We start from the raw sequence: 16403 nt of genomic DNA, 5'->3' as shown, positions 1-16403 counted from the left end.
GCGGTAGGCCTCCGGTAGGAACGTCGTCTTCGCTCGGCGTCTCCGATATTCACCCCGCATCCCGGGCCGCATATCGCACGGAAGTGCCCTGGGCGATTCACTGCAAACCAGAAAAATTGACATTCTTTCAAACTGAACGAAAGACCAATTTGGGCGAGTGATCAAAATGGAAAATGGACGACTGATCAAAATGTGTGGAAACCCCCCGGGGCGAATCGGGGCCGGGGAGGGCCGATCCGGCGCGGCGGGGCGCACCGGTGCACCGTGCGCGTCGCGGGCTCCGAGCACCATGTGCAGCACTGCTCCCGCGAATGGGACGGACCCCGACATCGCGCAACATGGTGCGCCGTCGCGGCGATACACGGGGCGGGGTGGGGCCGTAAAGGTTACCGATCGCGTCAACGGCCGCCAGCCCTCGGCAAACCAAGAAAGTTCGTGTGGGGCCAAATTCCCGGTGGCCGAACGATCCGTTTGGGGTATTGATGACAATTACCCGCCACGAGTAGCGTCAGAATTAGCGGCCCGGGCGGCCGCCGGAACTATCGGATGCGTGGTCGTCCGCTTCGCGTTTCACATCAGGCGCGAATCGAAGGAGTACGGCCATGATCACCTTCGCAAGTCCAAGTATCGGTTCGGAATCGGCAGGCCAGGGCATGCACGTTCGGCGGCGGCCGGCGCGACGGCTCCGGGCCCCAATGTTCACACTCGGCGCCGCTGCCACCGCGATGGTCCTCATGGCCACACCCGCAGCAGCGGTTGACGTCGATACCACGACGACTGTGTCCGTGCAGGGGACCGTCGCGACCACCTGTCCGGTCACGCTGACCGCGAAGATTACGCCCGTAAACGCCGCTGGCACGGTGGAGTTCAAGGACGGCACCACCGTGATCGTTGCCGCCGCCGTCGTGACGAATGGCACCGCCACTGCCAATCACACCTTCGGCGCGCCAGGCGCGCACGTCATCGGCGCAAAATTCAAAGGAGCGGCCGGCTTCAGAGGCTCGGAGGGCAGCACGACCGTCACCGTGGCAACGGGACTGAATCTCGGCTCGATTTGCCTTCCGATGGGCTGACCGATTCTTTGAATCTTCGACGCCGGTTCGGGGCCCAGGATCGCCCGTGTGCACCGGGGTCGGCCTATGTGCAACGGAGGCGGCAGTGGTGACGAGGTCGAAACCCCCACATCCGGAACTCGATAGCTGAAATTGTCCGGTGCCGTCGCCTTCTCTGCGATAGACGTTGTACAACCACCGACCATCCAGCCACGCCGCGACGGAAGTGTGACAGCCAGTACGCAACCGACGCCGTAGCGGTTGTCCGGCGCGGCACGCACCGCCGCAGGCCACTGGGGGATCACTTCTGGTTGGAAGATGACGTGCCATGTAAGTTCGTCCAACCGGGGAAGAGCGTCACCGTCGGCGAGCATGAAGTTCGCGGCGGCGCAGAAGAGCAAAGGCCAAGGCCCCCATGAAGTCGAGGCCCACGCCTCGCTGCGGAGCACCCGAGACCGGTGTCGGACGGGTGCTGCCCATCGGTCAGGTGCACATGGTGCGTGGCGCCCGCTGTTGCGCGCCAGGGGCCTTGTGGCGTCTCTGTTCAGTACCTCAGTTCGAAGCGGTCTGTGCTGACGTAATCCGACGGCTCCAGGATGACCGTCCCGGCCGGACCTTGCTGCGGGACAACGAAGCTTGCGTTGTAGATCGAATTCGTTTCCCACGTGTCCAGATCAGCACCGTCCTCCTCGACGCTGAGGCAATATGACGCGTCCTCTTCCATCGCCGCTTCGTCGATCACGACACCGTCGTCGCCGCGCACTTTCCACAGGAACGTGTCGAAGATCGACGTATAGTCCGCGGGCACCGTCTCGCCGGTGCGCACAACCAAATCGACCCGGAGGAACTGCTTGTCCAGCGGACCAGCGAAAGCCGAACCGGTGCAGTCGGCCCCGGTGAGCGAGGCGAACGAGTCGACCGTGAACGTCAGTTCGACGCCATTGCTCAAGGTCAGCGTGTTGGGCTGACCGACGACCATCTCGGTCGCGCGCGGCGGCAGCTGCGTCGTAGTTGTCGCGGTGGTGCCGACCGGCGGTGGGAACGGTTCGACGTCCGGCGACTGGTCATTGCCGCAGGCTGCGAGCCCGAGGACAGCGAACGAAATGACAGCAAGGGTGGTGAGGTTCTAGCTCACCGAACAAACATTTCTCGAATGGCTGAAATCGCGGACGATAATCGAGGGGGCCGCTATTGCCGGTCCGTGTGAGCATATGCATGACGATTACGCCATTAGTCGATTCCGACTTTAGGCGGCAAAGCATCCTTATGGGCGGCGGGCAGCGTTGAGGCGTGGGCCGCTGCTCGGAAGGCGGTGGCTCGGCTCCCACCTGGCGAGCCGCGGGCCACCGCCGTTCCAGGGCATATATGGCCGATCAGCCGATTCCGATACCGCCCCCGAACGTGATACTCAGCCACTTGAGGAACGCCTCGAAGGCGACGGCAAAGTCAACACCTGCAGAACCCATGACCCCTTCACTCCTCTTGCCTTTTCTCATCCACGGGCACCGAACCCGCTTACTCCTATATCGGCTGTGGGCGCCTCCGGCGTTTCACGAAAAGGAAGATAATTTTCGCCCATCAAACTGAACGAATGCCCAATTCAATTGGACGCGCGATCAAAATGGAAATTGGACGACTGATCAAAATATTGAAAAAACTTCGTGGGCCGATCGGCGCAACAGAGTGAGCGATCGTGGCGATACACGACGGGGCGGGGACCGACGGGGACGGCAATCGCCTACAGCGGTGGACGCCCGAGAAACAAGGAAGTTCGAGTTGCCGTATGAATGTGTTCTGGATGGTCGAGGTCCTGGTGGCCACGCTGTGCGTGATTGCGGTGTCGTTCGCCGCGGCGGTGACCGCGGATGTGGTGTCGCGACGCTCGCGCGAGCGGGTGCCGGACCGAGCCGACACGGCGGCATCACCCTCGCAGGCTCGGATGCTCACCGCCCAGGTGGTACGCCGTGACCGGGACTGGCACCGGGTTGCGATCCGGGCGTGGGCGATCTGTGTCCTCGCCTCCGTGATCGCGGTCGCCGCCGTCGGTCTGCTGATCGTCGTGGGATAAAGGCCCCGGCGCCGACCGCCGAGCGCTTACGCTCGGCGAATGGCGAAGAAGCTGCCCGCCGATGAGCGCCGCGCCCAACTTCTCGAGGCGGCGTTGACGATCGCGGCCGAGCGGGGCGTCGACGCGCTGACCATGCGTCCACTCGCCGCCGCCGCCGGAACGTCACTGGGGATCGTGCATTACCACTTCCACGACAAGGACACCCTCCTCACCCAACTGGGGGAGACCCAGATCTTGCAGGTCAACGAGGGGATGCGGCTGGCGTTCGGCCAGTACACCGCACCGGCCGGGCTCACTGGGATTCCGGCCCTCGCGGATCTGCTGCGGGCCGGAATCCGCGGACTGTGGCCGATCATCGAGGCCACCCCTAACCGCCAGCTGCTGACCTATGAGATCACCGCGCACGCGCTCCGCCGACGCGGCGCCGGAAACCTGTCTGCAGGGGCGATCGCCGCGCGGCAGTACCGCACCATGGACGCCGAGGCCGTCGCGTTCCTCACCCTGTGCGCACGTAGAGCTGGCGTCGCCTGGATCACCCCGGTCGATCAGGTCGTCCGGTTCGCGCTGGCGTGCATGAACGGGTTGGTGCTGCGCTGGCTCGTCGACCGGGACAGCGACGCCGCCCTGATAGCGCTCGACGACCTTGCGGCAATCCTCACCACCAAAGCCCGCTGACCCTCGGCTACGTCCTTACGGGGGTCGCTACCCGCGGACTGACCGCTCACTCTGCGAAGCGGCCTGGGTCGTCAACAACGTTGTGTCGCACAACGCAATAGCAAGCAGGGCGGGAGTCCCCTGAGCAAGAGTCCACTCCACAGGCTTTCCCCGCGCGCGTGGGATGAGCGGGCGGACACGGCGCTGTCATCTACCGTTTGGCGTAGTCGGCGACGCCGGTCCAGTCGATGACCACGCAGGGCTCATCGCCGAGAATCCAGGCGTCGTGTCCGGGCGGGCAGACCATGAGATCGCCGGGGCCGAACTCCATGTCCTCTCCGTCGTCCATGACGATCTTCATACGACCCGAGATGACATAACCCATGTGAGCGGCCTGGCAGCTGTCCGTCTTGGCTATCGGTTTGACGTGCTTGGACCACTGCCAGCCGGGCTGGAAGGTCGCCCTCCCCACAGCGCCGGACGTGACGTTGACGAGTTCGAGCTTGCCCATGTCGTCCTCGAAAGGGCGGGTTTCCTCGGGCGAATCGAGACTCTTGCGGATGAGACCGGACATCGTTGTCCTCCCACGTCGTTTGGGCGGCACCCACAGATGCGGCGGATCTTCGACCGTCAAATCGGGAACCGCGGGCTGAAGCGAATTTGCTGCCTCTTCGATTCTGGGCGGGCACCCTGATTACCGCAATATCGAGCATCAGTCCGTGGATGAGGGCAGCGGGCGCACTGGGCGAACTGCTTCTTCTCGGAGCGCGGTGGATCCGTATAGGAGAGGTCACGGCCGAATGCCCCACGACGAGTACACCTTGCAACTAATGATGTGCGTGCTCGATCCGCACAGGCGGCGACACCGCGCTGCACCGCGGTCCCCGCGGGCACGGGGGCACGGAGGCACGGGGGCACGGGGGCACTCGAGATGATCCTCACCGAGAACTTCTGACAGCGGAAATGGCGCTGAACGAACCACAGCCCTGGGGCGATCCCGCCCCTGGCATCGCTGGGCACTTCCACGGAAAGGGCTCTTTGGCCACGCTGGGCAGACTTTCCCGTGATTCGCCCAAACCCAATGTTCTGAGGGTTCCGCACGGGACTGTGGCTGAGGTTGCCTGGGATCGAGTCGGTAACGGTGCGGGTGCCCGTGCGGATACTGTCACCGTGTCCTGACGAGGGGGCGCGGAGGGAGCAGGACGTGGTGCGGCGAGGTTTGCGGGGTTTGATGGCGGCGGTGCTCGGTGTCCTCTTCCTCGCATTGGCGGTTCCGGTGCCGGCGAGCGCGGAACCGCTGTATCCGTGGCCCGACCCGGACCCGTTCTACCTCGCTCCCGCCGATCTCGGGGCCAAGGCGCCGGGCGATGTGGTGCGGACGCGGCGGATCGACACCTGGATGTACGCCAACTCCGACGGGTGGCAGGTCGCGTTCCGGTCGACGAATTCGGCCGGAAACCCGATTCTGGCGGTCACGACGGTGCTCCTTCCTAGGGGTGTGGCGAATCCGCCGTTGGTGTCGTATCAGGCGATCGTGAACTCGTTGGGAACCAAGTGCGCGCCCTCGCGGGCGTTGTTCAACCTGGAGATGCAGGAATCACCGGGGATGTATTTGGGGTTGCAGCGGGGGTGGGCGGTCTCGGTGCCCGATCACCTCGGCCCGACCGGTGCGTACGGTGCGGCCAAGCTCGGCGGCATGATCACCCTGGACAGTGTCCGTGCGGTGCAGCGGGTGGCCGAACTGGGCCTGGCGAACAGTCCCGTGGCCCTGGCGGGCTATTCGGGTGGGGGAATGGCCGGCGCGTGGGCGGCGGCGCTCGCGCCGACCTATGCCCCGGAGCTGAAGCTGGCGGCGGTGGTGCAGGGCGGAGTGCCGGCGGATCTCGAGCAGATGGCCGAGGGGCTGGGCTTCAACCCGCACCCGGGGTTCGGGCTGGCCTTCGCGGCGGCGATCGGTCTCGAGCGGGAGTACCCGGATCGGTTGCCGGTGTCTTCGCAGCTCAATGAGACCGGTCTGTGGTTGCGGGAATGGATGAGCAACGAGTGCCGACGGTTCCTGCTGTTCCATGGCGCTTTCCGCAACGCCGGGCAGTTGGCGGCGTCGACCAGTCTGATGGCGAGTTCGGCGGCGCGGCAGGTGTTGCGGGAGAACAGTCTCCGATATTTCGAGGGGGTGCCGTCGGCGCCGGTGTATATGTGGCACGGCACGCTCGATGGGCTCACTCCGTTCGATTCGGTGGCGGAGGTGGCGCACCGGTACTGCGCGGGCGGGGCGAGGCTGACGTTCGTGCCCTATGACATCTCCGAGCACATGACCACTGCGGTGGTGGGTTTTCCGGATGCGTACGAGTTCATCGCGGCACGTTTCCGGGGTGAGCCCGCCCCGACACGGTGCTAACCGCCGGCCCCAGCGAACCGAAAAGGTGCAGGATGGCCCGGTCCCCGGCCTTCCGCCTGCACAGTCGGCTCTGCGGGAAGTGTCAAGCGTTCGGTACACGGATTGCTTTAGCAGCCAGGTGATTACGTGATCGACACGGTTGGGTCCGGGAGGGAGCCTCGTGAACGTCGGATTCACCGCACGGCGCCCTTCGGGGCGGGTTCGAGTCGTGACGTGTCCCGCGTCGGCCGTATCGCGCACCGTGGGGTCCGTGTCGCTCGACAAAAGAGGTTTGAACTGACGTTTTTCGGGCTTACCGTGGCGGTATGAGAGGTGAGGAGGCGCGCGTGGCCCGGGACTTCGCGCGGTGGTTGTCATCTCAGGGCTGGACGGTGGTGCCCGATACGGATTTCGTCGACATCGTTGCCGAGAAGGACGGGCGCCGGCTTTACGCCGAGGTCAAGGCTGCGACCGCCGCGCCGGGATTGGACATCGATACCGCCATCGGGCAGCTCGTGCGGCGGATGCCGAGCGAACCGGATCAGTCGGTGTCGTTCGCGCTGGTCGTGAGAGACGAGCCGCGATCGGTGGACGCCGCGGTGCGGGCACCTCAGCGGATTCTGAATCTGTTGGGGATGGCGCTGTATGCGGTCGATGAGGACGGCAGCGTGCGGCAGCTCTTCGGCCGCGTATGAGACTTCCCGACGCGGGCGGGGACAGCCAGCAGGGTGGCCGGTAGCATCACCACACCCCACGAGGGCGGGGTAGTGCGGTGATGGGGAGGTAGCTCAGTCGGTTAGAGCCGTGGACTCATAATCCATTGGTCGCGGGTTCGAGCCCCGCCCGCCCCACCGCGTTCACCGCCGGCCCCCAACAGGCCGGTGGAGGGACGGGGTCAGGCCGCCCGGATCAGAGTGTGCGAGGCAGTGACATGGCCGTGGCGGATTCCCGGTCGGTAGGTGGTGAATCTTTCGAACACGGTGCTGCAGACCGGTGACTGCCGCGGCGTGGTACCTGCCCCAGGTACCGGGTGGGTGTTGTGCCCGGTGTCGGTCATCTGAGCCCGTATCAGGTGGCGTTGCGTTCGGCGGATCCCACGGCGTCGAGCACGGCGGCACGCGTGGAGACGTCGGGGGTGAGAGTCTTCTCGACGGTTCCGATGTTGAGCAGTTGCCGCCACCTGGTCTCGTCGAATGGCGATGGGCGCGTATCGGACAGGAACTTCTCGACGGTGTGGAGGAAGTGCATGGGGTCGTCCCGGAAGGGGAAGTGACCGGCGCCCCGGAAGATCTCCAGCCGCGAACCCGGCATTGCCGCGTGCGCGGAGTGGGCGTGGCTGACGGGGATGACCGTATCTCGATCTCCCCAGATGAGTTGAACGGGAAGGCTTGCCGTCAGATAGCAGCGGTCGAGCATGGTCACCGTCTGTCCGCGCCAGTCGACCACCGCCCGCAGGGTGCGTAGGTAGGCCTCGTACGCGGCGGGGTCGGGAAGCTCGGTCAAGATTCGCACCAGATCCGGTGTGTCGTGCAGCGTCGCACCGGGGTGCAGGGCAGTGCCGTGCAGCCGAGTCAACAGGGTCCCCACCCAGCGCACCGCGGGCACCGCTCCCGGCAGGCGCAGCAACTTCAGTGCCTCATTGACGATCGGCGTCGCCGCGAGGCGCAGGAGTGGATGAACGTCGGTGGTGATACCGCCGGCGGAAACCAGGATGAGCCGATCCACCATCTGTGGGAACTGGTAGGCGAACTGCATCGCGATGCCGCCGCCGAGCGAATGTCCGATCACGGTGGCGTGGTCGATTCCCAGGGTCGAGAGTAGATCGCGCATGCCGTTGGCATAGGCGGCGACCGAATAGTCGGCACGGGGCTTGTCGGAGCGACCGTGGCCGAGTAGATCGGGTGCGATCACGGTGTACTTCTCGGCGAGGTGCGGGATGATCTCGGTCCAGGTCGACGAGTTGTCGCCGATTCCGTGCAACAGCAGCAGCGCGGGGCCGTCACCGGCCATGCGGAAGGCGCGCCGGTACCCGTGGATGGTGCGAAACATCATCTGCGGCTCGGCGTCGGGCACCGGCCGGAGCCTGCGTATGCGACTGGGGTTCATCGCACCCTCCTCGACTGTCGCGTTCTACGTCGATTCTTCGCTGCACATCGTCGACACACGTGACGACACGCCCCACCCGAGGGTGTCGACATCAGAAGGCCGTTGCCTCCTCGTGCCCCGAAGCAGCCGCGAGAACGTTCGCTGGTTATTCGCGGTGGAGGCCGCGGCGTTACACCCACGTCGGCGCGATTCGGGTCGAGTGTTGTTCACTCCCGGACGGAGATCCGATCAGGCCTTGTCTGTTACGTGGATTGGCTACCGTGGGGTTTGTGACAGCAGGTAGTCCGGGGCCGTCGGACAAGATGACGCCGAGCCCCGAGGTTGGGCTCGACTTCGCTCGGGAATGGGTCGAGTTCCTCGATCCCGATAACGCCGAGCATCTCATCGCCGCGGACATGACGTGGCTGCTCTCGCACTGGACCTGCGTGTTCGGCACCCCGGCCTGCCAGGGCATCATCGCGGGCCGACCCGACGACGGCTGCTGCTCGCACGGCGCGTTCTTCTCCGACGAGGAGGATGTCGAGAGGTTGCACGAGTCGGTGAAGCTGCTCAGACCCGAGGACTGGCAGTTCAGGAAGCAGGGTCTCGGGAAGAGGGGGTACATCGAGGAGGACGAGCTCGAGGGCGAGCCGGCGCTGCGGACCCGCCGCTACAAGGGCGCGTGCATCTTCCTCAACCGTCCCGGATTCGAGGGTGGCATCGGGTGCGCGCTGCACTCGATGGCGCTCGAGCGCGGGATCGAGCCGCTCGAGGTCAAGCCCGACGTGTGCTGGCAGCTGCCGATCCGGCGCACCCAGGAATGGGTGGAGCGACCCGACGGTGAGCAGGTCCTGAAGACGACGATCACCGAGTACGACCGCCGCGGTTGGGGTGAGGGCGGCGCGGACCTGGACTGGTACTGCTCCGGCTCGCCGGACGCGCACGTCGGCGCCAAGGCGGTGTGGCAGTCGTATGCGCCGGAGCTGACCGAGTTGCTCGGTGAGGCCGCGTATCGGGAACTGGCGCGGCTGTGTAAGCGACGCCGAGGTCTCGGCCTGATCGCCGTGCATCCGGCGACCGCGGTCGCCGAGAAGAAGTCCCGGTAACGGAGCGGCGGCCCCGGACGACGTCGACACCGATTACAGCGGCATGGGCGTCTACGGCGCTCGAGGCGGTGAGGTAACGAGCTGGTGCTTGCCGAGCGGTGTGAGCCACCGTTGGCGCAGGCGCAAGCACCGGAGTCCGGTCGGTTCGTTGTCGATCGCTAGGCCTGGCGGCGTCGAGGATGAGGTTTCGTCGGCGAGGTGCTTATGATCCGGGCGTGTAGTCGACCGGAAGGCGCAGACCGATGTCCGAGAAGAAGGATCACAGTCCGAGACCCGAACCCGGTCCGCTCGGCGCGGGCGCGCGGGTGCTGGTGCGGCGGCCGTCCGAACCGGCGCAGACCGGTCGGATCATCGAGGACTACGCCGAGCTGACCGACACCGAGGAGCGCGGGCATGCGTGGGCGCCGGTGCATCGGTGGGCTGTCGCCCTCGACGACGGTCGGCTGGTCTTCGCCGACACCGACGACCTCACTGCCGACCCGAGATTGCCAGGATCCGCCGGGTAGACCGACCCTGGGCGGTGGAAGAACCACATGGGGACCGCGCCCCCGGGGGGGCGACCGGGCTGCAGGGTTCTCTCCATGGTGGCAGAACTGACCAGGTGTTGAACTGATCCGCCTCCTGACGGTCTTTAGCCCAGGAGGGCGACGGAGGAGTTCGTCGCTGTCCTGGGCGTATCGGGTTGCCGAGGCTGGGTGCACCCTGCCACCGCCTGGGGATGGGTGTCGGCTTGTCGGTCGAGCGCCGAATGGGCGGGCCACGGTCGCGGCGGCGGCGACTGTTAAGTGAGTGACACCGTCGGCCGGAAGTCGTGGGCCGAGGACATCTGTGGCAGTCGTGGCGGCATGGGTTGTGTTGGGGGACAGCCAAGCGCAGCCCCCGCCAACGATGAATATCAGCTGGCAGGGGCGCTACACGGTCAACCTGCACGTAGTGACGAGCGGCGCATGACTGATCTTCGTGAGCTGTGGTGGGGAAGTCCAGGGATTGTGATCCACACCATCACACTATTTTCGAACTCGTCGGCTCGGTGTGATGCGTTGGCCCGATTTCGATTGCAGTGCTTTCCGCCCCGGTGCGGTGGGAGACCGAGGCCGAACACATCGACTGACCTGCGAAGATGACATGCCCCGGCTGGGGGGTCACGCGCGTCGCCGTAATGGTGGTTCCGCCGCCGATGAGGCCTACCGTCAGGGGACGGGGTCTGCGACCGGCGTGGGCTCACGCGGAGGAGGGGCGATGACTGCGAAGTTCGAGCTTTTCAAGGACACCGGCGGCAAGTTCCGGTTTCACCTGAAGGCAGCCAACGGGGAGATCATCGCGGCCAGCCAGGGGTACACCTCGAAGGCGGCGGCCCAGAACGGGATTGCGTCGATCAAGGACAATGCCGCCTCCGCTCCCACCGAGGATTTGACCTGACCCGAGGCGTGGTCCGGCGGGGGTGGGGAGGGTACGCAGCTTGGGACGTCGTCGCCCGGGGTGAAGGCGGCCGCACGAAAACCATGTTTGCAGTCGGCGATCCGGAACGTCTTCGCTCGCAGGCTTTCCCGATGGCCTCGAGCGACCTTGTGCGGTCGGGTTGGGTCGGCGCCGCGGTATCTGGTTTCTGCCGTGGGGTCAGGCCGTGGTGGGAATGGTGATCTCGGCTCTGCCGTCGAGGCCAGGTAGTAGGTAGTGCGGGCAGGTGACCAGCTGCCGCGGCACGGGTATCACCTGCCGGTCGGTGTCGAGGTAGAGCCGGTAGGTGAGCTGCCCGCGCCGGTGGGTGCCGGTGTTTGGGTCGACGGCGCCGAGGAAGTAGCCGTGCGCGGCGCCGGCGGTGGAGAAGATCGCCCGCGCCCATTCAGCGGGTTCGGCGGGCGGCAGATATCGTGGCCCGCCGTTCGCCGCGTCGACGATGTGCACGATGACCGTGACTACGAAGCCGACCGCAGCGGGGAACCACTGTTCGGCGGCGACATCGAACCGGGTGATGGATGTGTGAATCCGCAGTTCGATGTCCGTTCCGGTGTGGGCCGGTACCGCGAGGATGTGGGGAGCCGGGGAGGCATCGTCGGTGGCCAGGGACGGCAGCGTGGCGTCGGTGGTGAGGTTGCTGCCGGGGCGTGCGGACATGGGGCACACAGTACGGGGCCGCACACACCCGGCCGGCAGGACGACCGGTGGTTCGTCCGGTCGAGGACTGGTTCGCAGGGTGGGGTATCTGACCTGCGGTGACCGCATGTCCCCTGGAGCAGAGTGTTCGCCGACGAAGGCCGTGCTGCCGGAGTTCTTCTCAGTGCAATCCGGGGCGGGACGATTTTATCGCTCCCGGCTCGGGCAGGATGGGTCCGTGAGCGACCGGACCGCAGCCGACCTCGAGCGCGAACTCGCCGCGCTCGCCTCCGTGCGCGACCGCCTCCTGGCGTCGGAAGGCGCAGACTTCCGGATCCCCACCACCGCTGTCGATCAGGTGCTCGATGAGCTCAGCGGTCTCGAACGATTGCCGTGGGATCCGACCTGATTCCTGCCGTGCGGATTGGCGAGCCCATGAGTCGCAGGGTGTCTGCTCGGCGGTCGTGGCGGTCGTGGCGGCCTTTACGGCCTGGAACTGCGGGTATAAGATTGCTTATAGAGGAGGTTCGGGTTATGACGATCATGATGGACCGGGACCGGTTGTTCTCCAGCATGGCCGAGAACCGGGCACGTGAGGTGGTCGCGCATATCGGATTCCTCCGTAACCTGCGGCAACTGTACGAGGGCGGGGTCACCCAGACACGGCTGGCGCAGGTCAACGGCGTCAGCCAGCCCGCGATCAGCCAGATGCTCCAGCGCGCCCGCATCGAGGCCCCGGATGTGCGCCCGGGCACCCACGGCGGCACCGCCTACGAGATCGCCGCCCGGTGCGCGGCCGGCGAGATCGATCCGGAGACGATGCGCGCCGAGCTGATCGGCTGGGAGTACGACAAGCCGACGGCACCGACCGGCTACCCCGACGTCGACGATGTCCGCCCCCAGACGGAGGGTGGCTTCAACCACCAGGTGGGCCGCGCGCTGACCCACGGGTTCCTCACCGATGAGGACTACGACCTGATCCTCGAAGCACTGGCCGACTGACCTGTGCCGACCCACGAATTCGAGGATCGCCGTGCCTTCCTCACCTCACTGTCCACCCCGGGCGGCCCGCTGACGATCGACGCCCCGCACGCCACGATCAATGACCGCCGGTACTTCCGCAGAATCAAGGGTGAACCTGTCCCCACCCGGCCGTGGTTGCGGATCCTTGCGGACTGGCGAGCATCGCGCACACAGGTGCGTCGCGACCGGGTGGGGATTCTGATGGCCGGCCCACCCGGTGCCGGCAAATCCACCGCCCAAGCCCACCTGGTGGGGGAGCACCCCCAGGGGTGGCGGCATCTGGATGTGGACGAGTTCAAACTCCGCCTCCGCGCGGCCGCAGTAGAGGATGGCTCGCTGCAGCAGTTCCTGCCCGAGGTACTTCAGGCGCAGCCGGGGCTGCCGAGCCGGCTCTATCCGAACGAGCTGTCCGCGCTGGTGCACATCGAATCGAATCTGGTACTCGAAACTGCTGTGGCACAAGCATTGTCGGTGGGAGAAAGATGCGATCATCGATGGCCTGGACGCCGTGGGTGACAGAGTTGGTGACCCGCCTCGATCGGGAGCAGTACACGATCGGTGTCGCCGACGTCGAAACCTCCCTGTAGAAGAGGTGCACCGCTGGCTCAAGTGATGGTCATGCCGCCGTCGACAACTATCGTCTGTCCGGTGACGTAGCCGCCCGCCTCGGATGCGAGCCACACCACCGTACTCGCCAACTCTTCTGGTTCGCCGGTTCGTCCGAGGAGCATGCGTCTTTCCAGTTGTTCGATGTTGCTCTCTGGGTATTTCCTGCTGATGGCATTTGTGAAGAAGCCTGGTGCAATTGCATTGACGCGAATGCCTTTTCGGCTGCCCCATTGTTGCGCGAGGTCGCGGGTGATCCCGGCGATGGCGGCTTTGCTCGCGCTGTAAGCAGCTTGCGGCATGCCCGTGTTCGTGATTCCCATAATGCTTGAGATGTTCACTATTGAGCTCCCCGGTTGCATCACTCGCCCGCATGCCTGTGCTGCCCAGTAGGAACCGTGTAGGTTCACATCGATCACGGATCGGAATTCGTGAACGCTCTCGCCGATCGCAGGTCCCACGGTCACGAGTTCGGCGTTGTTGACCAGGACATCGACTCTTCTGAACTTGTCCAGTGTTGCTTCGACCAGAGCGGTGCAGTGGCTTGGATCCGTGATGTCGGTGGGAACCGTCAGTACACGGCGGCCTGAACGGCGTATGGTGTCGGCCGTTTCGTGGAGTCCGTCCGTGCGAGGAGCGGCGAGGACTAAGTCTGCGCCCGCTTCGGCCAGTCCTTTGGCCAGGGCCGCGCCTAGCACCGATGAAGCATCGGTGACGATCGCGACGCGGTCGTCGAGGCGAAATCTGTCGAGGATAGTCATCCGTCTGCGCTCCCGCGGATCAGAACCACGCGGGGTTCATGTCGAGTGTCGTTCTGTCCAAGCTCGCCAACAACTCCACCTGCGGTCCGACCTTCGGTAGTTCGTAGGCGTAGAAGTACCGGGCCGCTTGCCGTTTGCCCTCGTAGAAATTGCCGGCCTGACCATTCGCGGCGATGACTTGCTCCAGCCACATCCATGCGATGACGGTGTGCCCGAAGGCTTCCAAGTAGAGTGTCGAATTGGCGAGTGCAAGAGAGGGGTCACCTGATTCCCAGAGCGTGGATGTCAGGTCCACTATTCGGCTCCAGGTAGAGGCCAGTTCGGTCGCGTAACGCTCGGCGTCGTTGCCTATCGCCTGTGCTCGTTGTACGGTCGCCGCGATCTTCGAGTTCAGTAGTTTCAGTCCAGCGCCGTCTTGCATTGTGACCTTGCGGCCGAGCAGGTCGAGGCCCTGTATTCCGTGAGTACCCTCATGAATCGGATTCAGCCTGTTGTCGCGGTAGTACTGTTCGACGTCGTAGTCGCGTGTGTAGCCGTACCCTCCGTGAACTTGTATGGCGAGGTTGTTCGCCTCCAGGCACCATTGTGACGGCCAGCTTTTTGCGATCGGGGTTAATACATCGAGCAGTAACGTCGCGTTGGACGCATCTTCCTCGTTGTCGGCGCTGTCGTGTTCGTCCACCAGGTAGGAGCAGTACAAGCCGAGTGCCAGCGCTCCTTCCACGTAGGACTTCTGCGCTAGTAGCATGCGGCGCACATCGGCGTGTTCGACCAGGGCGACTGGAGGCGAGGACGGATCTTTCGCGCCCAGTGCCCGGCCCTGTGTCCGTGTCTTTGCGTACTCGACCGACTTCAGGTAGCCGACATAGCCTAGGGCGATGGCCACGAACCCGACGCCGATCCGCGCCTCGTTCATCATGTGGAACATATAGCTCAGCCCACGATTTTCTTCGCCGACGAGAAAACCGATCGCCCCGGCGTCGCCTTCCGGCTGATGCGTGCCGTCACCGAAGGCAAGGAGCGTGTTGGTGGTTCCGCGAAAGCCCATCTTGTGATTCAGGCCGGTCAGCGTCACATCGTTGCGGATGCCGGGTTCTCCGGCCGGGCCGGGTAAGAATTTCGGGACAATGAACAGCGAAATTCCCTTCACCCCAGACCCGCCGCCGGGAACCTTTGCCAAGACGAGATGGATGATGTTCTCGGTCAGCTCGTGGTCGCCGGCGGAGATCCACATCTTGGTACCGGTGAGTCTGTACCGGCCGTCGTCCTGTTTCACGGCACGAGTGGTGATGTCGGCCAGCGACGAGCCGGCCTGCGGCTCCGACAGACACATGGTTCCGAAGTATCTGCCCTCGATCATCGGTCGGACGTAGTCGTCTACCTGCTGGTCGGTGCCGTGGGTGGAAATCAGATTCGCATTTGCGATGGTGAGGAACGGGTACGACGAGGTCGAGGCGTTGGCGGCCTGAAACCACGCCATCGCAGCGCGGGACACCGTCGTCGGCAACTGCATGCCCCCGACGCGCTTGTCGAACTGTCCGGCCAGTAGTCCAGCCGCGGAGTAGATGTCGAGAGCCTGCTTTATCTCCGCGATCATCTCTATCGAACCGCCTGGCGACATGGTCGGCTCGTTCGCGTCGGACTTCTTGTTGTGCGGTGCGAAATGTTTGTGGGCGATGTCCGCGCTGAGTTCGAGCACCGCGGCGAACGTGTCCTTCGAGTGCTCGGAGAACCGTTCGCGCGATGTCAGCGAAACCACATCAAGCCACTCGTACAGCAAGAAGTCCAAGTCGCGGCGTGACAGTACGTCGGTCATCGAGATCTCCGAATCCTGTGCAACGTCACATCGACACCCCGCCGTCGACGGGAAGCACGACGCCCGTGATGTACGCGGCTTCCTCGGATGCGAGGAAGCAGATGGCATCGGCCATCTCGGATGGGTCCGCGAGCCGGGCGATCGGACCGGTGAGCTCGGAGAGCTTCTCGTCCGGGATCGTGGCGGTCATGCGTGTGGCTGCATTGGGCGAGATCGCATTGACCGTGACTCCGAAGGCAGCCAACTCTTTTGCAGCAGTCTTGGTGAATCCGATGATCCCTGCCTTCGCTGTTGCGTAGTTCGCTTGTCCGCGGTTGCCTCGGAGCCCGGTGTACGACGTGATATTGATGATGCGCCCGAATTCCTGCTTGCGGAAGTGGGGGACCGCTGCGCGGGTAAACCGAAAAGTACCTCCCGCGTGCACCTGCAGGACCTGGTTCCAGTCGTCGTCGGTGAGCTTCCACAGGACTTTGTCGCGCAGGATTCCTGCGTTGTTGACGACGATGTCGACGCGGCCGGTCTCGGCGACAACGGTCGAAATGACGTGTTCGACATTGTCGGTATCGCCGACGTCCGCTGGGATTCCGATTGCACCGACGTCTGCGGCCGAGCTGGCAAGTTCGTCCTTGTCGAAGTCGACCATGAACACGGTCGCTTGTGCCTCTACGAAATGTCTCGCGATCGCCTGCCCGATGCCGCGGGCCGCGCCGGTGACGATGACGGATTTGCCTGTGAAGTCGTACGTGATGTTGCCCATTGCG

Annotated in this window: 18 protein-coding genes and 1 tRNA gene; 12 read left to right on the top strand and 7 right to left on the bottom strand. The window is 64.8% G+C overall.

All coding sequences use genetic code 11. The features are described 5' to 3' along the window. Positions 1-602 precede the first annotated feature (602 nt). Entirely contained in the window at positions 603-1073 is a 471-nt protein-coding gene (locus ACLIVD_RS37235) for an Ig-like domain-containing protein (RefSeq protein ID WP_491933030.1), read from the top strand. A gap of 523 nt (positions 1074-1596) precedes the next feature. On the opposite strand, the gene ACLIVD_RS37230 is transcribed toward ACLIVD_RS37235, so the two are convergent. Then, a complete protein-coding gene (locus ACLIVD_RS37230; protein ID WP_491933029.1) occupies positions 1597-2031 on the bottom strand; it encodes a hypothetical protein in 435 nt (144 codons plus the stop codon). Between the two features lie 804 nt (positions 2032-2835). Here ACLIVD_RS37230 and ACLIVD_RS37225 point away from each other — a divergent pair. Beyond that, positions 2836-3120 carry a hypothetical protein gene (locus ACLIVD_RS37225; protein ID WP_491933028.1) on the top strand — a complete coding sequence of 95 codons (285 nt, stop codon included), beginning with the start codon at positions 2836-2838 and terminating at the stop codon, positions 3118-3120. A gap of 39 nt (positions 3121-3159) precedes the next feature. Then, the gene (locus tag ACLIVD_RS37220) at positions 3160-3795 is read left to right on the top strand and encodes a TetR/AcrR family transcriptional regulator (protein ID WP_491933027.1); all 636 of its coding nucleotides are present in this window, start codon (positions 3160-3162) and stop codon (positions 3793-3795) included. A gap of 190 nt (positions 3796-3985) precedes the next feature. On the opposite strand, the gene ACLIVD_RS37215 is transcribed toward ACLIVD_RS37220, so the two are convergent. After that, positions 3986-4348 carry a cupin domain-containing protein gene (locus ACLIVD_RS37215; protein WP_491933026.1) on the bottom strand — a complete coding sequence of 121 codons (363 nt, stop codon included), beginning with the start codon at positions 4346-4348 and terminating at the stop codon, positions 3986-3988. Between the two features lie 657 nt (positions 4349-5005). Between ACLIVD_RS37215 and ACLIVD_RS37210 the strand changes: the two genes are divergently transcribed. The 3 genes from ACLIVD_RS37210 to ACLIVD_RS37200 all read left to right on the top strand — a co-directional run bounded on the left by ACLIVD_RS37210 (position 5006) and on the right by ACLIVD_RS37200 (position 7002). Beyond that, a complete protein-coding gene (locus ACLIVD_RS37210) occupies positions 5006-6172 on the top strand; it encodes a lipase family protein (protein WP_491933506.1) in 1167 nt (388 codons plus the stop codon). A gap of 326 nt (positions 6173-6498) precedes the next feature. Beyond that, the gene (locus ACLIVD_RS37205) at positions 6499-6846 is read left to right on the top strand and encodes a hypothetical protein (RefSeq protein ID WP_491933025.1); all 348 of its coding nucleotides are present in this window, start codon (positions 6499-6501) and stop codon (positions 6844-6846) included. An 82-nt stretch (positions 6847-6928) separates the two neighbouring features. After that, positions 6929-7002: transfer RNA gene (locus ACLIVD_RS37200), tRNA-Ile, on the top strand. A 217-nt stretch (positions 7003-7219) separates the two neighbouring features. On the opposite strand, the gene ACLIVD_RS37195 is transcribed toward ACLIVD_RS37200, so the two are convergent. Further along, on the bottom strand, positions 7220-8257 hold the full coding sequence (locus ACLIVD_RS37195) for an alpha/beta fold hydrolase (RefSeq protein ID WP_491933024.1): 1038 nt from the start codon (positions 8255-8257) through the stop codon (positions 7220-7222). Positions 8258-8559: 302 nt separating this feature from the next. On the opposite strand from ACLIVD_RS37195, the gene ACLIVD_RS37190 reads away from it, so the two are divergent. The 3 genes from ACLIVD_RS37190 (at position 8560) to ACLIVD_RS37180 (ending at position 10761) form a co-directional block, all read left to right on the top strand. Next, positions 8560-9342, top strand: coding sequence for a DUF3109 family protein (locus tag ACLIVD_RS37190; RefSeq protein WP_491933505.1), 783 nt, complete (start codon positions 8560-8562; stop codon positions 9340-9342). Between the two features lie 242 nt (positions 9343-9584). Further along, the gene (locus ACLIVD_RS37185) at positions 9585-9848 is read left to right on the top strand and encodes a hypothetical protein (protein ID WP_491933023.1); all 264 of its coding nucleotides are present in this window, start codon (positions 9585-9587) and stop codon (positions 9846-9848) included. A 733-nt stretch (positions 9849-10581) separates the two neighbouring features. Further along, positions 10582-10761 (top strand): YegP family protein, encoded by a 180-nt coding sequence (locus tag ACLIVD_RS37180; RefSeq protein ID WP_005257571.1) that lies wholly within the window; start codon positions 10582-10584, stop codon positions 10759-10761. A 198-nt stretch (positions 10762-10959) separates the two neighbouring features. On the opposite strand, the gene ACLIVD_RS37175 is transcribed toward ACLIVD_RS37180, so the two are convergent. Next, positions 10960-11457, bottom strand: coding sequence for an N-formylglutamate amidohydrolase (locus ACLIVD_RS37175; protein ID WP_491933022.1), 498 nt, complete (start codon positions 11455-11457; stop codon positions 10960-10962). Between the two features lie 217 nt (positions 11458-11674). On the opposite strand from ACLIVD_RS37175, the gene ACLIVD_RS37170 reads away from it, so the two are divergent. The 3 genes from ACLIVD_RS37170 (at position 11675) to ACLIVD_RS37160 (ending at position 12975) form a co-directional block, all read left to right on the top strand. Continuing rightward, entirely contained in the window at positions 11675-11845 is a 171-nt protein-coding gene (locus ACLIVD_RS37170) for a hypothetical protein (protein ID WP_491933021.1), read from the top strand. A gap of 125 nt (positions 11846-11970) precedes the next feature. Next, positions 11971-12438, top strand: coding sequence for a hypothetical protein (locus tag ACLIVD_RS37165; protein ID WP_133987956.1), 468 nt, complete (start codon positions 11971-11973; stop codon positions 12436-12438). Positions 12439-12441: 3 nt separating this feature from the next. Then, positions 12442-12975, top strand: coding sequence for a hypothetical protein (locus ACLIVD_RS37160; protein WP_491933020.1), 534 nt, complete (start codon positions 12442-12444; stop codon positions 12973-12975). A gap of 89 nt (positions 12976-13064) precedes the next feature. On the opposite strand, the gene ACLIVD_RS37155 is transcribed toward ACLIVD_RS37160, so the two are convergent. Genes ACLIVD_RS37155 through ACLIVD_RS37145 form a run of 3 tightly spaced genes read right to left on the bottom strand, consistent with a single transcriptional unit; the run spans position 13065 to position 16399 of the window. Further along, the gene (locus tag ACLIVD_RS37155; RefSeq protein ID WP_491933019.1) at positions 13065-13826 is read right to left on the bottom strand and encodes an SDR family NAD(P)-dependent oxidoreductase; all 762 of its coding nucleotides are present in this window, start codon (positions 13824-13826) and stop codon (positions 13065-13067) included. Between the two features lie 19 nt (positions 13827-13845). Further along, positions 13846-15642, bottom strand: coding sequence for an acyl-CoA dehydrogenase (locus ACLIVD_RS37150; RefSeq protein ID WP_491933018.1), 1797 nt, complete (start codon positions 15640-15642; stop codon positions 13846-13848). A gap of 25 nt (positions 15643-15667) precedes the next feature. Continuing rightward, positions 15668-16399 carry an SDR family NAD(P)-dependent oxidoreductase gene (locus ACLIVD_RS37145; RefSeq protein WP_133987960.1) on the bottom strand — a complete coding sequence of 244 codons (732 nt, stop codon included), beginning with the start codon at positions 16397-16399 and terminating at the stop codon, positions 15668-15670. Positions 16400-16403: the final 4 nt, after the last annotated feature.

This window comes from Rhodococcus sp. G6(2025) (genome assembly GCF_058628105.1).
Note: the sequence above shows the minus strand (reverse complement) of the source record. Positions and strands in the feature narration are given on the sequence as shown.

What these genes read in the sequence shown, in the direction of transcription:
- ACLIVD_RS37195 (WP_491933024.1), bottom strand. Translation starts at nt 8,257, where the DNA reads ATGAACCCCAGTCGCATACGCAGGCTCCGGCCGGTGCCCGACGCCGAG.
- ACLIVD_RS37180 (WP_005257571.1), top strand. Translation starts at nt 10,582, where the DNA reads ATGACTGCGAAGTTCGAGCTTTTCAAGGACACCGGCGGCAAGTTCCGG.
- ACLIVD_RS37220 (WP_491933027.1), top strand. Translation starts at nt 3,160, where the DNA reads ATGGCGAAGAAGCTGCCCGCCGATGAGCGCCGCGCCCAACTTCTCGAG.
- ACLIVD_RS37230 (WP_491933029.1), bottom strand. Translation starts at nt 2,031, where the DNA reads ATGGTCGTCGGTCAGCCCAACACGCTGACCTTGAGCAATGGCGTCGAA.
- ACLIVD_RS37215 (WP_491933026.1), bottom strand. Translation starts at nt 4,348, where the DNA reads ATGTCCGGTCTCATCCGCAAGAGTCTCGATTCGCCCGAGGAAACCCGC.
- ACLIVD_RS37165 (WP_133987956.1), top strand. Translation starts at nt 11,971, where the DNA reads ATGACGATCATGATGGACCGGGACCGGTTGTTCTCCAGCATGGCCGAG.
- ACLIVD_RS37190 (WP_491933505.1), top strand. Translation starts at nt 8,560, where the DNA reads ATGACGCCGAGCCCCGAGGTTGGGCTCGACTTCGCTCGGGAATGGGTC.
- ACLIVD_RS37150 (WP_491933018.1), bottom strand. Translation starts at nt 15,642, where the DNA reads ATGACCGACGTACTGTCACGCCGCGACTTGGACTTCTTGCTGTACGAG.
- ACLIVD_RS37235 (WP_491933030.1), top strand. Translation starts at nt 603, where the DNA reads ATGATCACCTTCGCAAGTCCAAGTATCGGTTCGGAATCGGCAGGCCAG.
- ACLIVD_RS37145 (WP_133987960.1), bottom strand. Translation starts at nt 16,399, where the DNA reads ATGGGCAACATCACGTACGACTTCACAGGCAAATCCGTCATCGTCACC.
- ACLIVD_RS37175 (WP_491933022.1), bottom strand. Translation starts at nt 11,457, where the DNA reads ATGTCCGCACGCCCCGGCAGCAACCTCACCACCGACGCCACGCTGCCG.
- ACLIVD_RS37155 (WP_491933019.1), bottom strand. Translation starts at nt 13,826, where the DNA reads ATGACTATCCTCGACAGATTTCGCCTCGACGACCGCGTCGCGATCGTC.
- ACLIVD_RS37185 (WP_491933023.1), top strand. Translation starts at nt 9,585, where the DNA reads ATGTCCGAGAAGAAGGATCACAGTCCGAGACCCGAACCCGGTCCGCTC.
- ACLIVD_RS37210 (WP_491933506.1), top strand. Translation starts at nt 5,006, where the DNA reads ATGGCGGCGGTGCTCGGTGTCCTCTTCCTCGCATTGGCGGTTCCGGTG.
- ACLIVD_RS37225 (WP_491933028.1), top strand. Translation starts at nt 2,836, where the DNA reads ATGAATGTGTTCTGGATGGTCGAGGTCCTGGTGGCCACGCTGTGCGTG.